Source organism: Pseudomonas sp. R3-56, assembly GCF_051132075.1.
In the GTDB taxonomy this organism is placed as follows: domain Bacteria; phylum Pseudomonadota; class Gammaproteobacteria; order Pseudomonadales; family Pseudomonadaceae; genus Aquipseudomonas.
Genome location: NZ_CP071657.1, coordinates 2781777 through 2799352, shown reverse-complemented (window position 1 = coordinate 2799352; position 17576 = coordinate 2781777). Strand labels below are relative to the sequence as shown.

Genomic DNA, 17576 nt, shown 5'->3' with positions numbered 1-17576 from the left:
TCCCGGATGTGTGACGCTCAGATGTTCTCTGTCTCGGGGTGCAAAATCTGCCCTTCGCTGCAGATGATCAATGAGGCACTTTGCTGAATAAGGCATTTGAAAAGAACTTGAATTTGCTCACCGCAGTAATGACGATTGCGGTCTTCCTCATTAGTCCATACACCGGCAATGGACCATTGAAATGCATTTTGCTGCCAATACGTTAAAGCGTAATCAATGCATCCGGGAAGCAATGCGAGGCGATCAAGGGCACCTTGTACTTCCAGGCAAGGCAGAGATGGGCACACATGGAAGTGCACCCTGATTTGATTGTAACTTTCGAAACCTTGCTCTTCCGATGGCTGACTCATTAAACACCTCACAGATTTTCTCAACGCATTCAATTGACAATAAGCCGCTGCAGAAGGATCACTCTGCAGGTTGGTCAGTGAGTGAACCCTTTCGTCGTTGAATCATATTTGCGCGTCGCCGAAAAGAGAACGCACGCCGACATTTAGGACTTACACGAATTTAGCGCGAATACCGCCGGCCCTTCAAAACCGGGGCGCTAATTGATTTGCATCCTTGGGGTGTAGGTCCTAATCCGCAGCGCACCTGTATTTTCAACTTCGACTAGTTGATGCTCATTACAGGCCTGCAACCGGTGCAGTGACTGACAGGTAAAGGCGATAGCCCATCTGCACCTGTTTCTTATCCGACATCTCTAATTAGCCGCGTTGCCAGGATCCACTATGAAAAATTTAGCGATCATTATTCCGCCAAGACGGATTGACGCGCCGATGCTCATGTCGTGTCTGGGTGTATGGCGCAAAGAATACAACCTGAGGATCTTTTCCGTCGACGTCCGTAATACGGACGGAATGGCCTTTGAAAACATTAAGGCGCATGACCTCGAAGAAATGCATAGCGAATGTTTCGATGCCATCGCTGTTATGGACGGAGCTGGAACTAAAGAGTACCTATGGGACAACATCGATGTTATCGCCCAGCTACAGAAATTCGATAAAGCCCGCAAGTTGGTTGCCGGGATTGGTCTGGGCTCGATAGTGCTCGCACAAGCAGGAGTTCTGGTTGGCAAAGAGGCAACCACCGGCAATTCGGTGGAATTGGTGATTAAGCTGAAAAGCTACGGCACGATATTTATTCCCGATGATGTTGTGACATTGAAATGGGTCATTACCGGTAACGGAAAAGATGTGGCAGCTTTTGCACACGCCGTATCGATCTGGCTCCGAACGTCCCTTCGGCAGACTATTAAGTAGCGTCGGCCAGACTTCAAAACATACACCACCCGCAATCAGCATGAGGATTGAGACATGAGCTCTATTATATCTACGCAGGGCGCCATAACCGGAGATTTAGCAGGCAAGAACATTGTTGTCTTTGGCGGGACCTCCGGCATTGGCTTGGCTGCAGCGACTCAGGCCAAGGCCCGCGGTGCAAAAGTCATTGTCCTGGGTATCGATCCGCAGCGCGCAGAGCAAGCCGCCCAGACCCATGAGTTCGACGGCTGGCGTTCGGCAGATATCACCCAACCCGAACAAATCCGCGCCGCTCTGGCAGACATCCCGAAGGTCGATCACCTGGTGCTGTTGGCCGGTACCTTCGTCGCCGGCAAAGTGCTTGAAGCGGACATCCCGTATTTGCAGCGCGCTTTTGACGAGCGAATCTGGGCATCGATCCATGCCTTGCGGGCGCTCGGTGATCGCCTTTCCAAACAGGGTTCCGTGACGTTCATTTCAGGTGCATTAGCCGATCGACCAAACGCTTACGGCACCGCGGTGCTCGCTGCTGCATCAGCGGCCATGGAAGCACTAGCCCGCGGCCTCGCTTTGGAACTGGCGCCCATTCGGGTCAATACCCTGTCTCCGGGTCCGACAAACACGCCGATTCTCACGAAAACCTTGGGCGATGCCCGCGATGGCTATGTCGCCGCGTTGGAACAAGCCCTGCCGCTGCATCGCCTCGGCACGGCGGACGAAGCAGGTGCAGCCGTTGTGTTTTTGATGAGCAACGGCTTTATGAACGGCGCCACGATCAATGTCGATGGCGGTTCGCGGTTGGTTTGACGTCGAGAGACCCCACGCGCTGCGTCGTGCTGACGTCGCCATGTCGTATTAGAAAGAGGAAACCATGATGAGTAATGTCGTTCTTGTGACCGGAGCATTAACCGGAATTGGTCGAGCCGTCTGCCTCGCATTCGCCCGCAACGGTGCATCAATCGTGGCGACCGGCAGGCGAGCCGAAGCTGGCGAATCGTTGCGTAAAGAACTGCTCGAGGCAGGGGCGGCAGATGCTGACTTCGTTAACGTCGATGTTCGATTCGAGAACAACGTGGTGACGGCTGTGGAATTTGTAGACGCCAAATACGGGCGCCTGGATGTTGCCGTAAACAACGCTGGCATCGAAGGTACGTTCACTGACATCGACCAGATCACCACAGAGATCTACCGCGAGGTGTTCGATACCAATGTGCTGGGGCTGGCGCTCAGCATGAAGCACGAGTTGATCGCCATGAAACGGCAGGGCTTTGGCAGCGTCGTCAACTTGTCGTCAATCGGCGGAAGTGTCGGCTTTCCCGGCAGCGCCCTCTATGCAGCCAGCAAACACGCAGTGGAGGGACTGACCAAGTCTGCCGCGCTGGAGGTCGCCGCGACCGGCATTCGAGTCAACTGCGTAGCTCCCGGCCCTACGAACACGCCAATGCTTCACAGGTTGGCCGAGGTGGGTCTCACCGAAGAAGCATTGAGCGGCCTGATACCTGCCAAACGTCTTGGGACCACTGAGGAGGTGGCTCAGACGATCCTGTTCCTCGCCTCCGGCGCAGCCAGCTTCGTAACGGGACAGAGTCTAGCCGTAGATGGCGGCTATCTCGCCCAGTAACCCATCCACATAAGACTGAGTGGGCGACGCCGATAGCCGCCCTCCTCCTTACACACTTCATATAAACCAATAGCTTCAGGAGGCAACATGAAACACGTAGCGAAAGCAGTGCCGGCGATGATCGCCCTATCGGTTGGGTCCGCAATGGCCGCTGTAACCCCAGTACCGGAACATCAAACCCAAGCCTTTCTGAATGCACTGGCGGCAGGAGGAGGAAAACCTCTGGAGCAGTTGAGCCCCAAAGAAGCCCGCGCGGTTCTTACGGGAGCACAAAACTCGGTAAAGGTCGATATGTCGGGCGTTGAGGTGAGTGACAAGACCATCACCGCCGATGGCAAAACCATCAAACTGACGGTGGTGCGGCCTGAAAAAGTAAAAGGCGAGCTTCCAGCCTTCATGTTCTTTCATGGTGGAGGCTGGGTTCTGGGGGATTACCCAACGCATGCGCGTCTGATTCGTGATCTGGTCGTCTCTTCCGGCGCCGTTGCGGTGTACGTCGATTACACACCGTCCCCTGAAGCACATTATCCTACTGCCATTAACCAGGCTTACGCCGCCACCAAGTGGGTGGCCGAAAACGGCAAACAGATCAACGTGGATGGCAAGCGCCTGGCGGTGGCCGGCAACAGTGTCGGCGGTAACATGGCCGCCGTCGTGAGCCTGATGGCTAAAGAAAAAGCCACCCCAAAAATTCGGTTCCAGTTGCTCCTCTGGCCGGTCACCGACTCCAACTTCGAGACGGACACCTACAAGCAGTTCGCTGAAGGCCATTTTCTGACCAAGAACATGATGACCTGGTTCTGGGACAGCTACACAACCGACCTGAATGCCCGGGCCGAGATTCATGCCTCCCCGCTTAGGGCCAGCATCGATCAGTTGAAAGGACTTCCACCTGCCCTGGTGCAAACCGCGGGACTGGATGTCCTGCGCGACGAAGGCGAAGCCTACGCGCAGAAGCTGGACGCGGCCGGAGTCGATGTCACGGCGGTTCGCTACAACGGCATGATCCATGACTATGGCCTGCTGAACCCATTGAGCCAGGTGCCTGAAGTCAAGGCGGCCATGAGGCAGGCGGGTACAGAACTCAAGGCTCATCTGAACTAAGCCTCCGGCATGTCGCTCACCCTGATGGGTGCGGCATGCATCAAATTGCAAACCCGCCCTGTCCTAGACCCGAAAGGCCTCTGGCAGGACGGGACAAAAAAGGCACTCGCCATGACAAACCTGACGCACAAACGCGCCACCGTTAACGGTGTACGACTTAACTACGTTGTTGCCGGAAAAGGCCCGGTAGTCCTCTGCATGCATGGGTGGCCACAAAACCATAGAGAGTTCATGCCTGTCATCGACAGGCTTGCCCAACATTACACGTTCATCGCCCCTGATCTGCGTGGTTTCGCCGACAGCGATAAGCCTTACCAGGGTTACGACCCCATCAATATCGCCAAAGATATGCTCGGCCTGCTGGACGTCGAAAAGGTCAATAGCTTCCACATTCTGAGTCACGACCTGGGAGGTCCACCCTCGGTCGCCCTGGCCTACCTGGCGTCTGAACGTGCCTTGTCACTGGCAACCATCGAGACACCTTTTTTCGGCCTGGATTTTCCAGGGTATGTCGATCCTCGGGTGCCTTATTGGCATCTGAGCATGCACATGAACATGGACATCACCCGGGCGCTTATTGAAGGCCGGGAAGATATCTATCTGCGGCATTTTTTCAGGGATTTTGCCTACAACCCAACGGCGATGCCCGAGAGCGACATTGACTATTACGTTATGCAGATGCGGCAGCCGGGCAATCTCCGCGCGAGCCTGAACCATTATGGGTATATCCCCGAAATGGCAGAACAGACCGCGCAATTGACCCGGGAAAAACTGAAGATTCCGATGTTGGCCTGGGGTGGCGAAGTCTCTTTTGGTGACCATTGCCATACCTGCGCTCAACACATCGCTTCCTCTGCAAAAGGTGGCGTTATAGAGAAGTGCGGACATTGGGTATTCGAAGAGCAGCCTGAATTTATCAGCGCCGAGCTCCACCAATTCTGGCGGGGCGTAGCCACTTGACCACCTGTTTCACAGCGCAGGTGAAAGCGCGAATACACCACCGGCCTGGAGGACCACGTCGTGAACATTGAATGGCTGTGCGCCCTCCTCGGGGCGATATTAATCGCGGATATCATTGGTTGGTGGGTTGTTCCCCGAAGGCTGCCCGGTCTGCGCGTGGGCATTGGCATTTGTCTCTACACCGGTTACAGCGCATCCATCCTTCTTTCAGGCTACTCACCGCTGCAACCGGTACGCGACGCTGATTCCGGCTCCTGGCAGTTAACTGCTTCACTGTTGATGATCGCCTGGTGGTTTTTAAGCGCCCGGATGCTGACGCAATTGCTCGGTGCAATTCTGATATCCAGGACCGAAGGCGGAGGGCGCCTAATCAGGGAAGTGCTCGGCGCCCTGATTTTCCTGGTCGCCACCGTTGCGGCTGCAGCCTATGTACTGGAATTACCCGTAAAAGGGCTGCTGGCCACTTCTGGTGCGCTGGCCATTATTGTCGGCCTGGCGTTACAAAGCACACTCAGCGATGTGTTTAGCGGGATCGTCCTGAATGCCACTCGGCCCTATCAAGTGGGCGACTGGATTCAAATCGATGGCATGGAAGGCCGGGTCACCGATATCGATTGGCGGGCGACGTTGTTGCTGACCTCCCAAGGCAGCACCGTAGTCATCCCAAACTCGGTTGCGGCGAAAACCAAAATACAAAACATGAGCCGGCCTGAAGACCAACACGGGGTGACGATAAGCCTGCATCTGCCCCTTCGATTTCGGCCTGAGCGCATCCAGGACATATTGGAGCAGGCGCTGCTGGGTTATTCCGCGCTACTGCCAGCTCCTGCGCCAAAGGTAATCCTCAAAGGCATCACCGAAGGCTTACTGGAGTATGAAGTCATCGGTTTTGTCGGCACGCCTGCCGAAAAAATCACCGCACGCAATCGCCTTTACGACATCACTTATAGGCATTTGCGTGCATCCGGAATTGATATTGCCGACGCCACGGAGATCCCTGCACCCAAGATCACGCGCTTCGTCCTGGACGACGTGCGCATCTTCGCAAGCTTCACGACAGAGGACAAAGATCGTCTGGCAATGAACCTGCAATCATCTCATCTGGCGGCCGGCGATTTTGTGTTGAAAGCCGATGAGATCAGTGAACAGCTATTGGTCATCGGCAGTGGTGTGGTGTCCGTCCAGTTACGCAGTGGGAACAACTGGGTCGAAGTCGCGCGAATGGGACCAGGAGAAGTATTGGGTGAAGAAGGCGTCATGGATAACAAGCCAAACGGAGCCCAGTTCATCGCGCTCTCAGTCGTCAAGGTCCTTCAACTGCATCGGGATGAGGTGCGTCAGTGCATGGGTGAGAGATCGCAACTACGCACGTCTCTGACCCGCCTGCAAATGGTACGTCATCAGCATGCCCGCTCCATTCTTTTGCAGAAAGCACCGACGGCGATGCCCGGAGGTTTTCTGAAATGGTTGAGGCTCCACTGAGCCATTTCGTGAGCGATGGAATAACAGGCGCCCTGCTACGTCTTCCTTATCGAGACTTAACTGGAGAAATCAACGTGTCGATGTTTGAAAAGAAACTGCTGTGTTGTCTCGCCCTGGCGTTTACTGGCTGCATTTTAAAAGTGCACGCCCATGAGCTCCACGAGCCGCTGCAGGACAGCGCAGTAACAGCTGAAGCCTCATTCATTGCAGAGAATAATACTGCCATGGAAAAGATGATGGCAGACATGGGCGCAACGCCCACTGGCAACATTGATCGTGACTTTGTCACCAGCATGTCTGCCCATCATCAAGGCGCCATCGACATGGCAGTGACCCTGCTCAAGTACGGCCAAAACGAACAACTCAAGCGCATGGCGCAGGAAATCATCGTCGACCAACAACAGGAAATTGCGGCGATGCGCCAGGCTTTGGGAGATCCCCTGCCACCTTCAGTGGCGTCGCCTACACAACCATTGGTTTCCAAACCGTAATCCTCTGTTAACGGCCATAAAGGTACTCACATGAGACTACCCACTGCGTTCATCGCCGGTGCATTGCTTACCGGCCCGGCATTCGTGTTTGCAGGCCAAGCCCCCGGCCAAGCATCTTCGAAAGACATTCCAATCAGCCATCAAGATCGCGTTTACGCAGCAGAGCAATTTTCCAACACGCTGTCGGTCACCGATCCAGTTGATAACAAGTTACTCGGGGTCATCAGCCTGGGTGATATGCAGCCAGGCAACTTAAGCCCGCTCTATCGCGGTGAAGTATTGGTACACGGCTTAGGGTTTTCGCCGGATCATAAAACGCTGGCGGTGGTATCCATCGGCACCAACTCAGTCTCGTTCATCGATACCCGCACCAACACCGTGAAGCACAAAACCTACGTAGGCCGGGCGCCGCACGAAGCCTTCTTTACACCAGATGGCAAGGAAGTCTGGGTGACCGTGCGCGGCGAAGACTATGTGGCGGTCCTGGACGCTCACACCTATAAAGAGAAACTGCGCATCCAGACGCCGGCCGGCCCCGGCATGCAGATTTTTTCGCCCGATGGTAAGTACGGCTATGTTTGCTCGTCATTCAATCCTGAAACAGTAGTGGTCTCGGTAGAGACTCACAAGATCGTCGGTCATGTCGAACAAGCAAGCCCGTTCTGCCCGAACATCGCGGCATCGCCGGACGGCAAGCAAGTCTGGTTCACGCTCAAGGATGTCGGCAAAGCGCAGGTATTCGAGGCAACACCACCGTTTCGGCTCATCAAGACATTGGACATCGGCCCAATCGCCAACCACGTCAACCTGGTGACGAATGCCAATGGATCCTTCGCTTACATCACCGTAGGCGGGCTGAACGAGGTGCAGGTATATCGCACCGACACCTTTGAAAAGGTCGCGACGATTGCAGTGGGAAATCTGCCTCACGGCATCTGGCCATCGGGGGATGGAACTCGCATCTATGTGGGGTTGGAGAACGCCGACGCATTCGCAGTTATCGATACGCTGCAAAACACTGTCATTGCGACCATCCCGATTGGCCAGGCGCCACAAGCCGTCGCCTATGTTCCGAATGCAGTGACGCAAGGTCAGGGCACGGACAATCTCAAGCCTTTGGGTACAGCCGGTCAGGCCACGCACCTGACGCTTGGTTCGGTGAGCAGCCCTGCAGACAAGGCGCCTACAAGTGTGACGCTGTTCAACCAGGGCCTGACCCAGGTATTGCAAGCAGCGGTGACAGGCCTTGAACCAAAACAACCCTATACCCTGGCGTTGGCTGAAAAGCCCGACGGTGGCGGCAGGCTGCAACCGCTCGCAATGTTCATGACCAATCTGGCTGGCTCCGCCATCGTGAACACCACCGGTCCTATTCGCCAGATCGTGCAGGACGATGCGCAAGAGCAGCGCCGCTTCCTGGTAATTCTGGCCGGCAAACCGGACCAACCTGGTCCATTGGCGCAAGTGCAAACCAGCGTCACTCAATAAACTTCCAGCGACCTGCATGCCGTTCCCACGGCAACGTCATGCAGTCGCAGATAGCGGCTTTCATATTGTCAGCAGCCATCACACCTGGACACTAACGCATCGAGAGAGCGACATGATAAAGCACCCATCCTGGCCGCCACTTACAGAGCTGCCGAAAAACACCATTACGCCGGTTGAATATAGCTACGAACAATTGAAGCGCAGCGATATCGAGCTTTTATGCGAACTGATCAAGTCGTGGTACCCGGACATCAGTGTGGGCTCGGGGAAAAAGTACATTGACCCCAAATTTTACGGAACAAAAGTCTACTTTCCAGGTGAAGAAACAAAGGACGTCATCGTCTACATCGGTCGACACGCCGAGGAAATTGTTTGTGCCTTGTGTCTGGAAGTGGATCGAGACGCGCTGACCCTGCATAGCCGCTATGGCGTGTGTGCTCCACAGCATCGGGGCACTGGCGCGACACTTTTTGCGGCTTACATTGTGGACGCCCTGGCTCAACCGATGGGAATCGCAATGGCGTATTCGTACGTAACAATGAAGTCAAAAGCGATGCAACAATTTACCGAGCGTGCAGGGTTCGAGCCTGTTGGCATCCTGCGATTTTCCGATGTCGAGCTGGATGAACGCGGCGAAACCCAGCATGTCACTGAAGCGGTTTACGCCAAATACTTCAAAGAAATCGAAACACTCCAGAGCGTATCTGAAGCGAACATGACGCCCAAGCTGAAACGGCTTTGGGATGTGCTTTATGCCTGAGCAAGCTCAAGGTCTTCGGCCTCCCCTTAACGCTGGGCATTGGCAGCTGATTCGACTATCAAATCCCAGGGAGCAGGCGTTGGAAACACGTCCTGGAGAAAGTCTACAAAGGCCTTCACGTTTGGATTGCCCCTTCGGCTTTCGGGCCAAAGAGCGGTGATCATGAACCTGTCCACCGCATATTCGGGAAACACAGGTACCAGCTCACCACGCTGCACATAAGGTGCGGCAACGTACGTCGGAGAGATACCAATACCGCCGCCTGCCGCGAGCGCCATTCCCACGGCATCGCTCACATCAATGGTCATGGTGGCGTCGGGGGTGATCTCGACGACTCGCTCCCCCACCTGGAACGGCCAGCGCAGCGCCTGCCCCGAACTCTGGTAACGAAAATTGATGCAATCATGGTTTACGAGATCATCGATGTTGCGAGGCTTACCCTTTCTGGCGAGGTACCCGGGCGATGCAAAGGCGCAAATTCGATGAGGTCCCAGAGGCTTGGAAACGAGTCGGGAGTCAGCCAGATTGCCGACCCTGATCGCAACATCTATCCCCTGCTCGATTATGTCGGAGAATTGATCGCCGAGTCGCAGGTCCACCACCACCTTCGGGTAACGCTCACGAAAGGCCGGAAGCGCCGGAGCGAGGATATTGACCCCTATGGGAAGCGGCGCAGTCACCTTCAAGGTTCCTGACGGCTCACCTCTGGACGCAACCGCAGCCTGCTCGATGTCCTCGATTTCCCGGATCACGCGCAACGCACGCTCGTACAGCTCGCGCCCCTCGGGGGTCAAGGTCAGCGAGCGGGTGGTACGACTGAAGAGGCGCAGGCCAAAATGCTCTTCCAGTCGCTGAACACTTTTGCTGACGGCCGACGGCGACACGGAGAGATCCCGTGCAGCGGCTGTATAGCTGCCTAGCGATGCCGTGCGGGCAAACGCAATAAGACCTGTCAGGCGGTCCAAGCCTATTTGTGCTTTCATGGCACAAGAGTAACCACTTAAGACCCTATTATCAACCTGAATGGATGCGCATACGCTGTTCTCCACAGCATCAATTCGATGCCCAGAGGAGCAACAGCGATGTCTGACATTTCCAGCACTGGCCCTATCGACGTACAACCCCACACCCTGCGCAATCGCACCGTGGTTATCGTCGGCGGCACATCCGGTATCGGCCTATCAACTGCCATTCAGGCCAAGGCGGCCGGTGCAAAGGTCTTCGTGATCGGTTCCAACCCGGAACGGGCGCGGCAAGCCGCCCATACCCATGAGCTGGATGGCTGGCGTGCGGCTGATGTCACCCAGCCCGAACACATCCAGGCTGCTCTGGCCGACATTCCAAAGGTCGACCACCTGGTGCTACTGGCCGGTACTTTCGTCGCCGGCAAAATCCTCGAAGCGGACGTTGCCTATTTGCATCGCGCGTTCGACGAGCGAATCTGGGCCTCGGTACATGCGTTGAGGGCCCTTGGCGACCGCCTTTCCAAAGACGGCTCCGTGACTTTTATTTCCGGTTCACTGGCAGACCGCCCCAATGCATATGGCACAGCGGTGCTCGCCGCCGCGTCAGCGGCCATGGAAGCGTTCGCCCGTGGCCTCGCCCTGGAATTGGCGCCTGTGCGGGTCAACACCCTGTCTCCAGGCCCTATCGACACGCCCATCCTCGCCAAAGCCATGGGTGAGGCGCGTGATGGTTTTGTCGCCGCACTTGAGCAAACCCTGCCGCTGCATCGCCTGGGCACCGCCGACGAAGCGGCTGCAGCGGTGCTTTTCCTGATGACCAACGGTTTCATGAACGGCGCCACGATTAACGTCGATGGCGGCGCACGCCTGGTTTAAACCCGACAATTTTCGTTAGCCAAAAGGAGGTCACATGACCACACTATTCGAGCCGCTTCGCCTGGGTGCTCTTACCCTGCCCAACCGCATCATCATGGCGCCGATGACCCGGGCCAGGGGAACCCAGAATCACGTTCCTACCCCCATCATGATCGACTACTACAGCCAGCGAGCGACTGCGGGCCTTATCATCAGCGAGGCGATAGGCATCAGCCAGCAAGGGCTGGGGTGGGCCTACGCAACGGGCATCTGGTCCGCCGAACAAATTGCCGGGTGGCGGCTCATCACTGACGCGGTGCACGCTGCCGGGGGCCGGATAATCGCTCAGCTGTGGCACATGGGCCGGGTGGTTCATCCCAGCTTCCTCGATGGTGCCCAACCCATAGCCCCCTCGGTGACAACAGCGCCTGGGCTGGCCCATACCTACGCAGGGAAACAACCGTACTCCCAGGCTCGAGCTTTACCGCTCGAAGAGATACCATCGCTGATTGGCGATTTCGCCCAGGCAGGCCGGAACGCCTTGCTGGCCGGGTTTGATGGCGTACAGATTCACGCCGCCAACGGCTATCTGATCGATCAGTTTTTACGCGACAGCGGCAACTTTCGCACCGACGCTTACGGAGGATCGATTGAAAACAGGGTCAGGCTGCTCAAGGAGGTCACGCAAGCGGTCGCCGACGTCGTAGGCGCAGATCGGACCGGCGTTCGATTGACGCCCAGCAGTCATGACCAGGGCGTGAGGGACAGTAATCCTGTGCCTCTGTTTATCCACGCCGCTGAAGTATTATCCGAGATTGGCATCGCCCATCTCGAGCTTCGCGAGCCGCCGGCTGACGGGAGTTTCGGTGTGTCGGAATACCCGCCAAGCGCCGCCGTCATTCGTAATGCCTTCAAAGGCTCGCTTATCCTTAACTCCGATTACGATTCGGCTCGTGCCCAGGCAGTTGTGGAAGCGGGTGTTGCCGATGCGGTCGCGTTCGGACGTCCATTTATCGCTAATCCCCAGCTGCCAGAGGTACTTCGCCGTCGCTTGCCACTGAGGCAAGAGGATCGTTCAACGTGGTTCAGCCAAGGGAAGGAAGGGTACACCGACTATCCCGGGCTTGGTGACTGGCCAAGTGGAGCATGACCAGGCGGCCATGGGGTATCGAGCGATTGCCGGCGCACGCCTAGGCGTGCGTCACTAGAAGTGCCTCGCACTTTTCTTTCAGGTACGCGTAAAGCAACCGAAGAGCCGGGGTAAACTGCTTCCTGTGTGGGCAGACGAAACTTAAAGGATAAAGCTCACCTGAAACCTCAGGGAGTAATACCTCCAAGTGGCCTGCCTTTACGTCTTCACATACGTCCATCCATGACTTATACAAGATCCCCTCACCGGCGATGGCGCAACGTCGAATGACATCTGCGTCATCACTGAGAACAGGACCGTTGACAATAACAACATCATTCTCCGGCACCTTGGGAAATATCCATCTGTCGTACAGTTTTCCATTCATATGGAAGCGAAGACACGCATGGTTTCTAAGGTCTTCCACGCACTCGGGGCGGCCGTGTAGCGCTATGTAAGCCGGCGAGGCAGCCAATACACGGCGATTGGTCGGCACCAATGGCAACGAAATGAAGTCGGCGTTTTGCACCGTGCCATACCTGACGGCCACGTCGATAGGATCGCGAAAGATGTCCGAGACGCTATCGGACAACATCACTCGGAGCACCAGACCAGGGTTGTCTCGTCGAAAATCGATCAGCCAGGGAAGCAACACATTTCTCCCGAAGTCCGAGGCACTGGCGATCTGCAAAACCCCATGGAGTTTCAGATCGTCCTGCTGTAACCCGGCTCTCCCCTCGCTGAGCGTATTCAGCACATCCCGAGCATAAGGCAGATAACGCTCGCCCTCTGCGGTAAGGCGCAGACTTCGTGTTGATCTCGCAAACAGGCGCGTATCAAGTTCGCACTCCAAGCGCTTGATAGCGGCGCTGATTTGAGCAGGAAAGAGATCCATCTCCCTGGCCACGGCGGAAAAACTGTCAACTGTTGCAACACGCACAAAAATGGCTAGGTCGTTAAATCTGATCATTACTGCGCTCTCTTAATATGAAACCTATAGACATTTAATTAAAAGTCCATATAAGACGGCAGAACAAAAATGGGTATTCCACGTGAGGCATAATTTTTTGATCATTTGCTTTAATCAATTCATGCACGTTAACCGGATATTCAATTTACGAGGCAGCGCGCAACGTCGTCACAGCCTGTATGCGCACTCCACATCCGGACGCCAAGCGTTTCGCAGGGTTGATCAACAGTAGTCGCGCGCTACTTGAAGAACATCTCTCTTCCATCAATCACATGCGTAGGCGTCTAAATTAGGGGTTTCTGGAAGCCAGGGAAATGCGACCAGATGGAATTTCAGACATGCCGCGATGGCACAAATGGGTTCGGTCACCGGTCCTGCCCGCCGCAGACGGTGTAAGCTATTTGGCACTAACGCTGATCTAACATGCCGAGGAATGCGGGTTCGGCTTCTGGAAAGCGCGTCGCCCACTGCGGCGAGCCACTTGTGTAAGTGCTTAAAAGCCTTGTCGGGGACCAAGGCAACAAGTAGGCATGGCTGCTAGCAAGCGCGCAGCGCCAGAGTTAGCAGCACGCTCGAACTTCCTTATCCAGAAGAGCTTCCATAGGCCAAACGTATCACCCCCTGGCTCTCAACTGGTTGACCAACGCTTCCACCAGCGGATTCGGACGCAGCGTATTCCAGGCCACGGCAGTCGTGACGACATTGAGTTTCTGGCTCAGCGGGCGCAATACCACGTTGCTGGGCGCCAGTTTTTTCAGCGACGCCGGTACCAACGCAATACCCTGGCCACAACTGACGAACGCGATTTGCGATGCCACCGAACGGACTTCGTGCAGGACTCGCGGAGAAAATCCGCTGGCGCGGCAGGTGGCAATCAGACTGTCGAAATACACCGGGCTGACCTTGCGAGAAAACATCACTAACGGTTCGGTAGCCAGGCTGGCCAGGCTGATTCGCTTGCGTGATGCCAATGGATGATCGACGGGCAGCGCGACCATCAGGCGATCTTCCGTTAATGGAAATGATTGGATCGACGCGCCAAAGTCACCGTCGAGGCGAGCAAAGGCCAGATCGATGTCTCCCGCTTCCAGCGCCGGAATCGCCTCGACGCTGTCGATTTCCCGAACGGATACGGTGAGCTGCGGATACTGGGTTTTCAGTTGCTCGATAACGCCAGGCAGAACATCGAACATCGCCGTGGAAATCGCGCCGATGGTCAGCATTGCGGACTGCCCCGCCACCGCCTCTTCCACCGCGAGCTCCAAACGCTGCAGTTGGTCGGCAAATTTGCGCACGGCTGGCAGAATCGCAGCGCCGACCGGGGTCAACCTGGCACCACGGCGCGAACGTTCGAACAGCGTGACTTTGAGTGCTTGTTCAAGGATCTGGATTTGCTCGCTCAACGGTGGCTGCGACATGCCAAGGCGTTTGGCGGCGCGGCCGAAATTCTGTTCCTCGGCCACTGCCAGAAACAACCACAGATGACGAATCAGGCGAAAGTTGATCATGGGATTCCATAGGTTCAACGTATGTAATACATCCGTGATTCGTAATATACCTATCAAATCCTCTCGCTGACACTGGGCTCCTCCGCTATCAAGGGGCTCCTCCATGAATCAAGCTCATTTACTCCAACGCCTGGCATTGCTGGACACCAACACCGTGTCCGATGCACTCGATTTCCTCGGTTTGCCCGGCGCCACCGTCGGGCTGCGCCCGCTCTGGAGCTGCCCGAAGATCGTCGGCCGCGCCAGCACCGTGCTGCTGGCGGCAAAGACCGACAACGCCCCGACGGTGCACCTGATCACCCCGGTTATCGAACGGATCGACAGCGAAGACCGGATTTTGGTGATCGCCGGCGGGCTTGACGGTGTGTCCTGCTGGGGCGACATCCTCGCCAACGCGGCGGTGGGCAAGCAGATACGCGGCACGGTGATCGATGGCTACAGCCGTGACATCGACGGCAGCGCGACGATTGGGTATCCGGTGTATGGCCGGGGCGTGACCATGGTCAGCGCGCGCAATCGGGTTATCCAGATCGATTCGGCCGTGACCCTCGACATCGCCGGCGTGCCTGTCAGCGAGGACGACTTTGTCATCGCCGACAGTTGCGGGACCGTCTTCGTGCCCCAGGCCCATATCGAAAAAGTGCTCGACCTGGGCGAACGCATCGCCCGCCGGCAGGACGGTATGGTCGAGGCCGTCCGGGGCGGCCGCTCGGTCGCCGAGGTCATGCATGACCGCCAGTTCGAAGCCATCCAGGTGGAGCACGCACGATGAATGTCACAAACGAGGCAGTCGACGTGAACATCGATATCCAACGCTTGAATCCACGTCTGGCGAGTGCCCAGCCTTCAGCGACCTACCGCATCATGGATCGGGTGGCGGAACGCCGGGCGCAAGGCGCGAACATTATCTCCCTGTGCGCCGGCGAGCCGGATTTCGATACGCCAGAGCACATTCGCCAAGCGGCGATCAAGGCAATTGAGCATGGCCACACTCGCTACACCCAGGTGGCCGGCGTACGCTCATTGCGTGAAGCGGTGGCCGCCAAGTTCCGCCGCGAAAATGGCTTGGACGTTGACTGGCAAGACACCCTGGTCTGCAACGGCGGCAAGCAGGTGATCTACAACGCGCTGGCCGCAACGCTGGACGAGGGCGATCAAGTCATCGTGCCGGCGCCCTATTGGGTCAGTTATCCCGAAATGGTCCAGTTGTGCGGTGGCGAGCCGCGGATCGTGACGTGCCACGCCGACAGCGGCTTCAAGCTGACGCCTGCGGCATTGGCCGAGGCGATCACGCCAAAGACGCGATGGCTGCTCCTCAATTCACCGTCCAACCCGACCGGGGCCGTGTACAGCCGCGACGAGTTGCTCGCCTTGGCGCAAGTGCTACTGGCCCATCCCCACGTACTGATACTCGCGGATGACATCTATGAGCACCTGATCTTCGACGATCAGGTCTTCCATACGCTGGCAGCGGTGGAACCGCGACTGGCCCCGCGAACCCTGACCATGAACGGCGTTTCCAAAGCCTACGCCATGACCGGCTGGCGCATCGGTTTTGTCACCGGGCCGCGCTGGCTGCTGCAAGCCATGGAGAAGCTCCAGGGCCAGCAAACCTCGGGGGCCTGCTCCATTTCCCAGCAAGCGGCACTGGCCGCGCTGACCGGCCCGAAGGATTTCATCCACCTAAGCCGCGCCGCGTTCCAGGGACGTCGCGACATGATGGTCGCGCTGCTCGATGCCACGCCGGGCCTGGAATGCGCCAGCCCTGGCGGCGCGTTTTATGCGTTCGCCTCCTGCGCCGGCCTGATTGGTCGCACCACGCCTGCAGGACGGCGGTTGGTCACGGATGAGGATGTCGCCCACGCCTTGCTCGATGAAGCGAACGTGGCGGTGGTCCATGGCAGCGCGTTCGGCCTCGGCCCCTACCTTCGCATCGCCTACGCCCTGGATGATGCGTCCTTGCGCCGGGCCTGCGAGGCGATCCGGTGCTTTTGCGAGGCCTTGCGCTGACAGGGCCGGACGAACAGACTCGGCGGATCGGCATCGAATCACTTCCAACGGGTCTGACTGCGCATGATTACCTTCAAACAACTGGAAGCGATCTATTGGATCGTCGAGCTGGGCAATTTCGAGTCGGCGGCCATGAAGCTGAACATGTCCCAGTCGGCCATCTCCAAGCGTATCCAGGAACTGGAGGAGGTTTTCGACATGCCCATCTTCGACCGTTCCAGGCGCAGCGCCCGGCTCACCGAGAAAGGCGCCGAGCTGTTCGAGGAAGCGTCGCAGATCCTGCGCCAGCGCGACTTTCTGCTTGAGCGCATCAGCGCCAAGGAAGTGCTGGTCAGGCGCTTTCGTATCGGCGTGACCGAACTGACCGCCATCACCTGGTTGCCGGCGCTGATCGAAGCCATTCGCAGCGCCTACCCGAAAGTGGTGCTGGAACCTTCGGTGGAGCTCAGCACTGAACTGGTGGCCAAGCTGGAGAACGATCAGCTCGACTTGATTATCGTGCCCGACATTTTCGCCGACGCGCGCTTCGTCAGCACGCCGCTCAGCTCGGTGGAAAACGCCTGGATGTGTGCGCCCTCGCTGCACCAGGGCGGCGCCAGCGTGAACATGCAGACCCTGTCGTCGTACACCGTGCTCACCCAAGGCGGCAGCTCCGGCACGGGATTGATCTACGATCGCTGGCTCGCCCAGAACGACGTGCGCCTGAACCGCACCCTCAAGAGCAACTACCTGATCGCCCAGTTGGGCCTGACCCTCTCCGGCGTCGGCATCAGCTATTTGCCGCGCCAATGCCTCTCGCCGCTGGTCGATCAGGGACGGTTGCAGGTGATCGAAACCGAGCCCGGGTTGCCGCCGATCCACTACATCGCCGCACACCGTGCCGACCGGCTCCAGGGCCTGAGCGTCGAAGTCGCGCGCCTGGCCGCCGAGCTCTGTGATTTCAGCAAGATGGTCTGGTAATCCCGCACCCG

Annotated in this window: 18 protein-coding genes; 14 read left to right on the top strand and 4 right to left on the bottom strand. The window is 57.1% G+C overall.

Annotated elements, in window-relative coordinates; genetic code table 11:
- Nucleotides 1–17: 17 nt before the first annotated feature.
- Nucleotides 18–350, bottom strand: coding sequence for a hypothetical protein (locus J3P96_RS12715; protein ID WP_434657605.1), 333 nt, complete (start codon nt 348–350; stop codon nt 18–20).
- 381 nt (nt 351–731) lie between these two features.
- On the opposite strand from J3P96_RS12715, the gene J3P96_RS12710 reads away from it, so the two are divergent.
- The 9 genes from J3P96_RS12710 (at nt 732) to J3P96_RS12670 (ending at nt 9168) form a co-directional block, all read left to right on the top strand.
- Nucleotides 732–1262 (top strand): DJ-1/PfpI family protein, encoded by a 531-nt coding sequence (locus tag J3P96_RS12710; protein WP_434657603.1) that lies wholly within the window; start codon nt 732–734, stop codon nt 1260–1262.
- Between the two features lie 54 nt (nt 1263–1316).
- The gene (locus J3P96_RS12705; RefSeq protein ID WP_434657600.1) at nt 1317–2069 is read left to right on the top strand and encodes an SDR family oxidoreductase; all 753 of its coding nucleotides are present in this window, start codon (nt 1317–1319) and stop codon (nt 2067–2069) included.
- Nucleotides 2070–2133: 64 nt separating this feature from the next.
- A complete protein-coding gene (locus J3P96_RS12700) occupies nt 2134–2883 on the top strand; it encodes an SDR family NAD(P)-dependent oxidoreductase (RefSeq protein ID WP_434657598.1) in 750 nt (249 codons plus the stop codon).
- 87 nt (nt 2884–2970) lie between these two features.
- Nucleotides 2971–3987 carry an alpha/beta hydrolase gene (locus tag J3P96_RS12695; RefSeq protein ID WP_434657595.1) on the top strand — a complete coding sequence of 339 codons (1017 nt, stop codon included), beginning with the start codon at nt 2971–2973 and terminating at the stop codon, nt 3985–3987.
- Between the two features lie 9 nt (nt 3988–3996).
- Nucleotides 3997–4947: an alpha/beta fold hydrolase gene (locus J3P96_RS12690; RefSeq protein ID WP_434657592.1), complete on the top strand. Its 951-nt coding sequence runs from the start codon at nt 3997–3999 to the stop codon at nt 4945–4947.
- A gap of 60 nt (nt 4948–5007) precedes the next feature.
- Entirely contained in the window at nt 5008–6429 is a 1422-nt protein-coding gene (locus J3P96_RS12685) for a mechanosensitive ion channel domain-containing protein (RefSeq protein WP_434657589.1), read from the top strand.
- Nucleotides 6411–6920: a DUF305 domain-containing protein gene (locus J3P96_RS12680; RefSeq protein WP_434657587.1), complete on the top strand. Its 510-nt coding sequence runs from the start codon at nt 6411–6413 to the stop codon at nt 6918–6920. The genes J3P96_RS12685 and J3P96_RS12680 overlap by 19 nt, the downstream gene beginning before the upstream one ends.
- Nucleotides 6921–6950: 30 nt before the next feature.
- Nucleotides 6951–8408 (top strand): YncE family protein, encoded by a 1458-nt coding sequence (locus J3P96_RS12675; RefSeq protein ID WP_434657585.1) that lies wholly within the window; start codon nt 6951–6953, stop codon nt 8406–8408.
- Between the two features lie 112 nt (nt 8409–8520).
- A complete protein-coding gene (locus tag J3P96_RS12670; RefSeq protein WP_434657582.1) occupies nt 8521–9168 on the top strand; it encodes a hypothetical protein in 648 nt (215 codons plus the stop codon).
- Between the two features lie 26 nt (nt 9169–9194).
- Here the strand turns inward: J3P96_RS12670 and J3P96_RS12665 are convergent, their stop codons facing one another.
- Nucleotides 9195–10151, bottom strand: a complete 957-nt coding sequence (locus J3P96_RS12665; protein WP_434657579.1) for a LysR family transcriptional regulator — start codon at nt 10149–10151, stop codon at nt 9195–9197.
- 99 nt (nt 10152–10250) lie between these two features.
- On the opposite strand from J3P96_RS12665, the gene J3P96_RS12660 reads away from it, so the two are divergent.
- Entirely contained in the window at nt 10251–11009 is a 759-nt protein-coding gene (locus J3P96_RS12660; RefSeq protein WP_434657576.1) for an SDR family oxidoreductase, read from the top strand.
- Nucleotides 11010–11043: 34 nt separating this feature from the next.
- A complete protein-coding gene (locus J3P96_RS12655) occupies nt 11044–12138 on the top strand; it encodes an alkene reductase (protein ID WP_434657574.1) in 1095 nt (364 codons plus the stop codon).
- Between the two features lie 40 nt (nt 12139–12178).
- Here the strand turns inward: J3P96_RS12655 and J3P96_RS12650 are convergent, their stop codons facing one another.
- Nucleotides 12179–13087, bottom strand: coding sequence for a LysR family transcriptional regulator (locus J3P96_RS12650; protein WP_434657571.1), 909 nt, complete (start codon nt 13085–13087; stop codon nt 12179–12181).
- Between the two features lie 614 nt (nt 13088–13701).
- On the bottom strand, nt 13702–14595 hold the full coding sequence (locus J3P96_RS12645) for a LysR family transcriptional regulator (RefSeq protein ID WP_434658157.1): 894 nt from the start codon (nt 14593–14595) through the stop codon (nt 13702–13704).
- Nucleotides 14596–14698: 103 nt separating this feature from the next.
- On the opposite strand from J3P96_RS12645, the gene J3P96_RS12640 reads away from it, so the two are divergent.
- The 3 genes from J3P96_RS12640 to J3P96_RS12630 all read left to right on the top strand — a co-directional run bounded on the left by J3P96_RS12640 (nt 14699) and on the right by J3P96_RS12630 (nt 17565).
- Nucleotides 14699–15367: an RraA family protein gene (locus J3P96_RS12640; RefSeq protein WP_434657568.1), complete on the top strand. Its 669-nt coding sequence runs from the start codon at nt 14699–14701 to the stop codon at nt 15365–15367.
- 23 nt (nt 15368–15390) lie between these two features.
- Nucleotides 15391–16605: a pyridoxal phosphate-dependent aminotransferase gene (locus tag J3P96_RS12635; protein WP_434658155.1), complete on the top strand. Its 1215-nt coding sequence runs from the start codon at nt 15391–15393 to the stop codon at nt 16603–16605.
- Nucleotides 16606–16668: 63 nt separating this feature from the next.
- Nucleotides 16669–17565 carry a LysR family transcriptional regulator gene (locus J3P96_RS12630; RefSeq protein ID WP_434600923.1) on the top strand — a complete coding sequence of 299 codons (897 nt, stop codon included), beginning with the start codon at nt 16669–16671 and terminating at the stop codon, nt 17563–17565.
- Nucleotides 17566–17576: the final 11 nt, after the last annotated feature.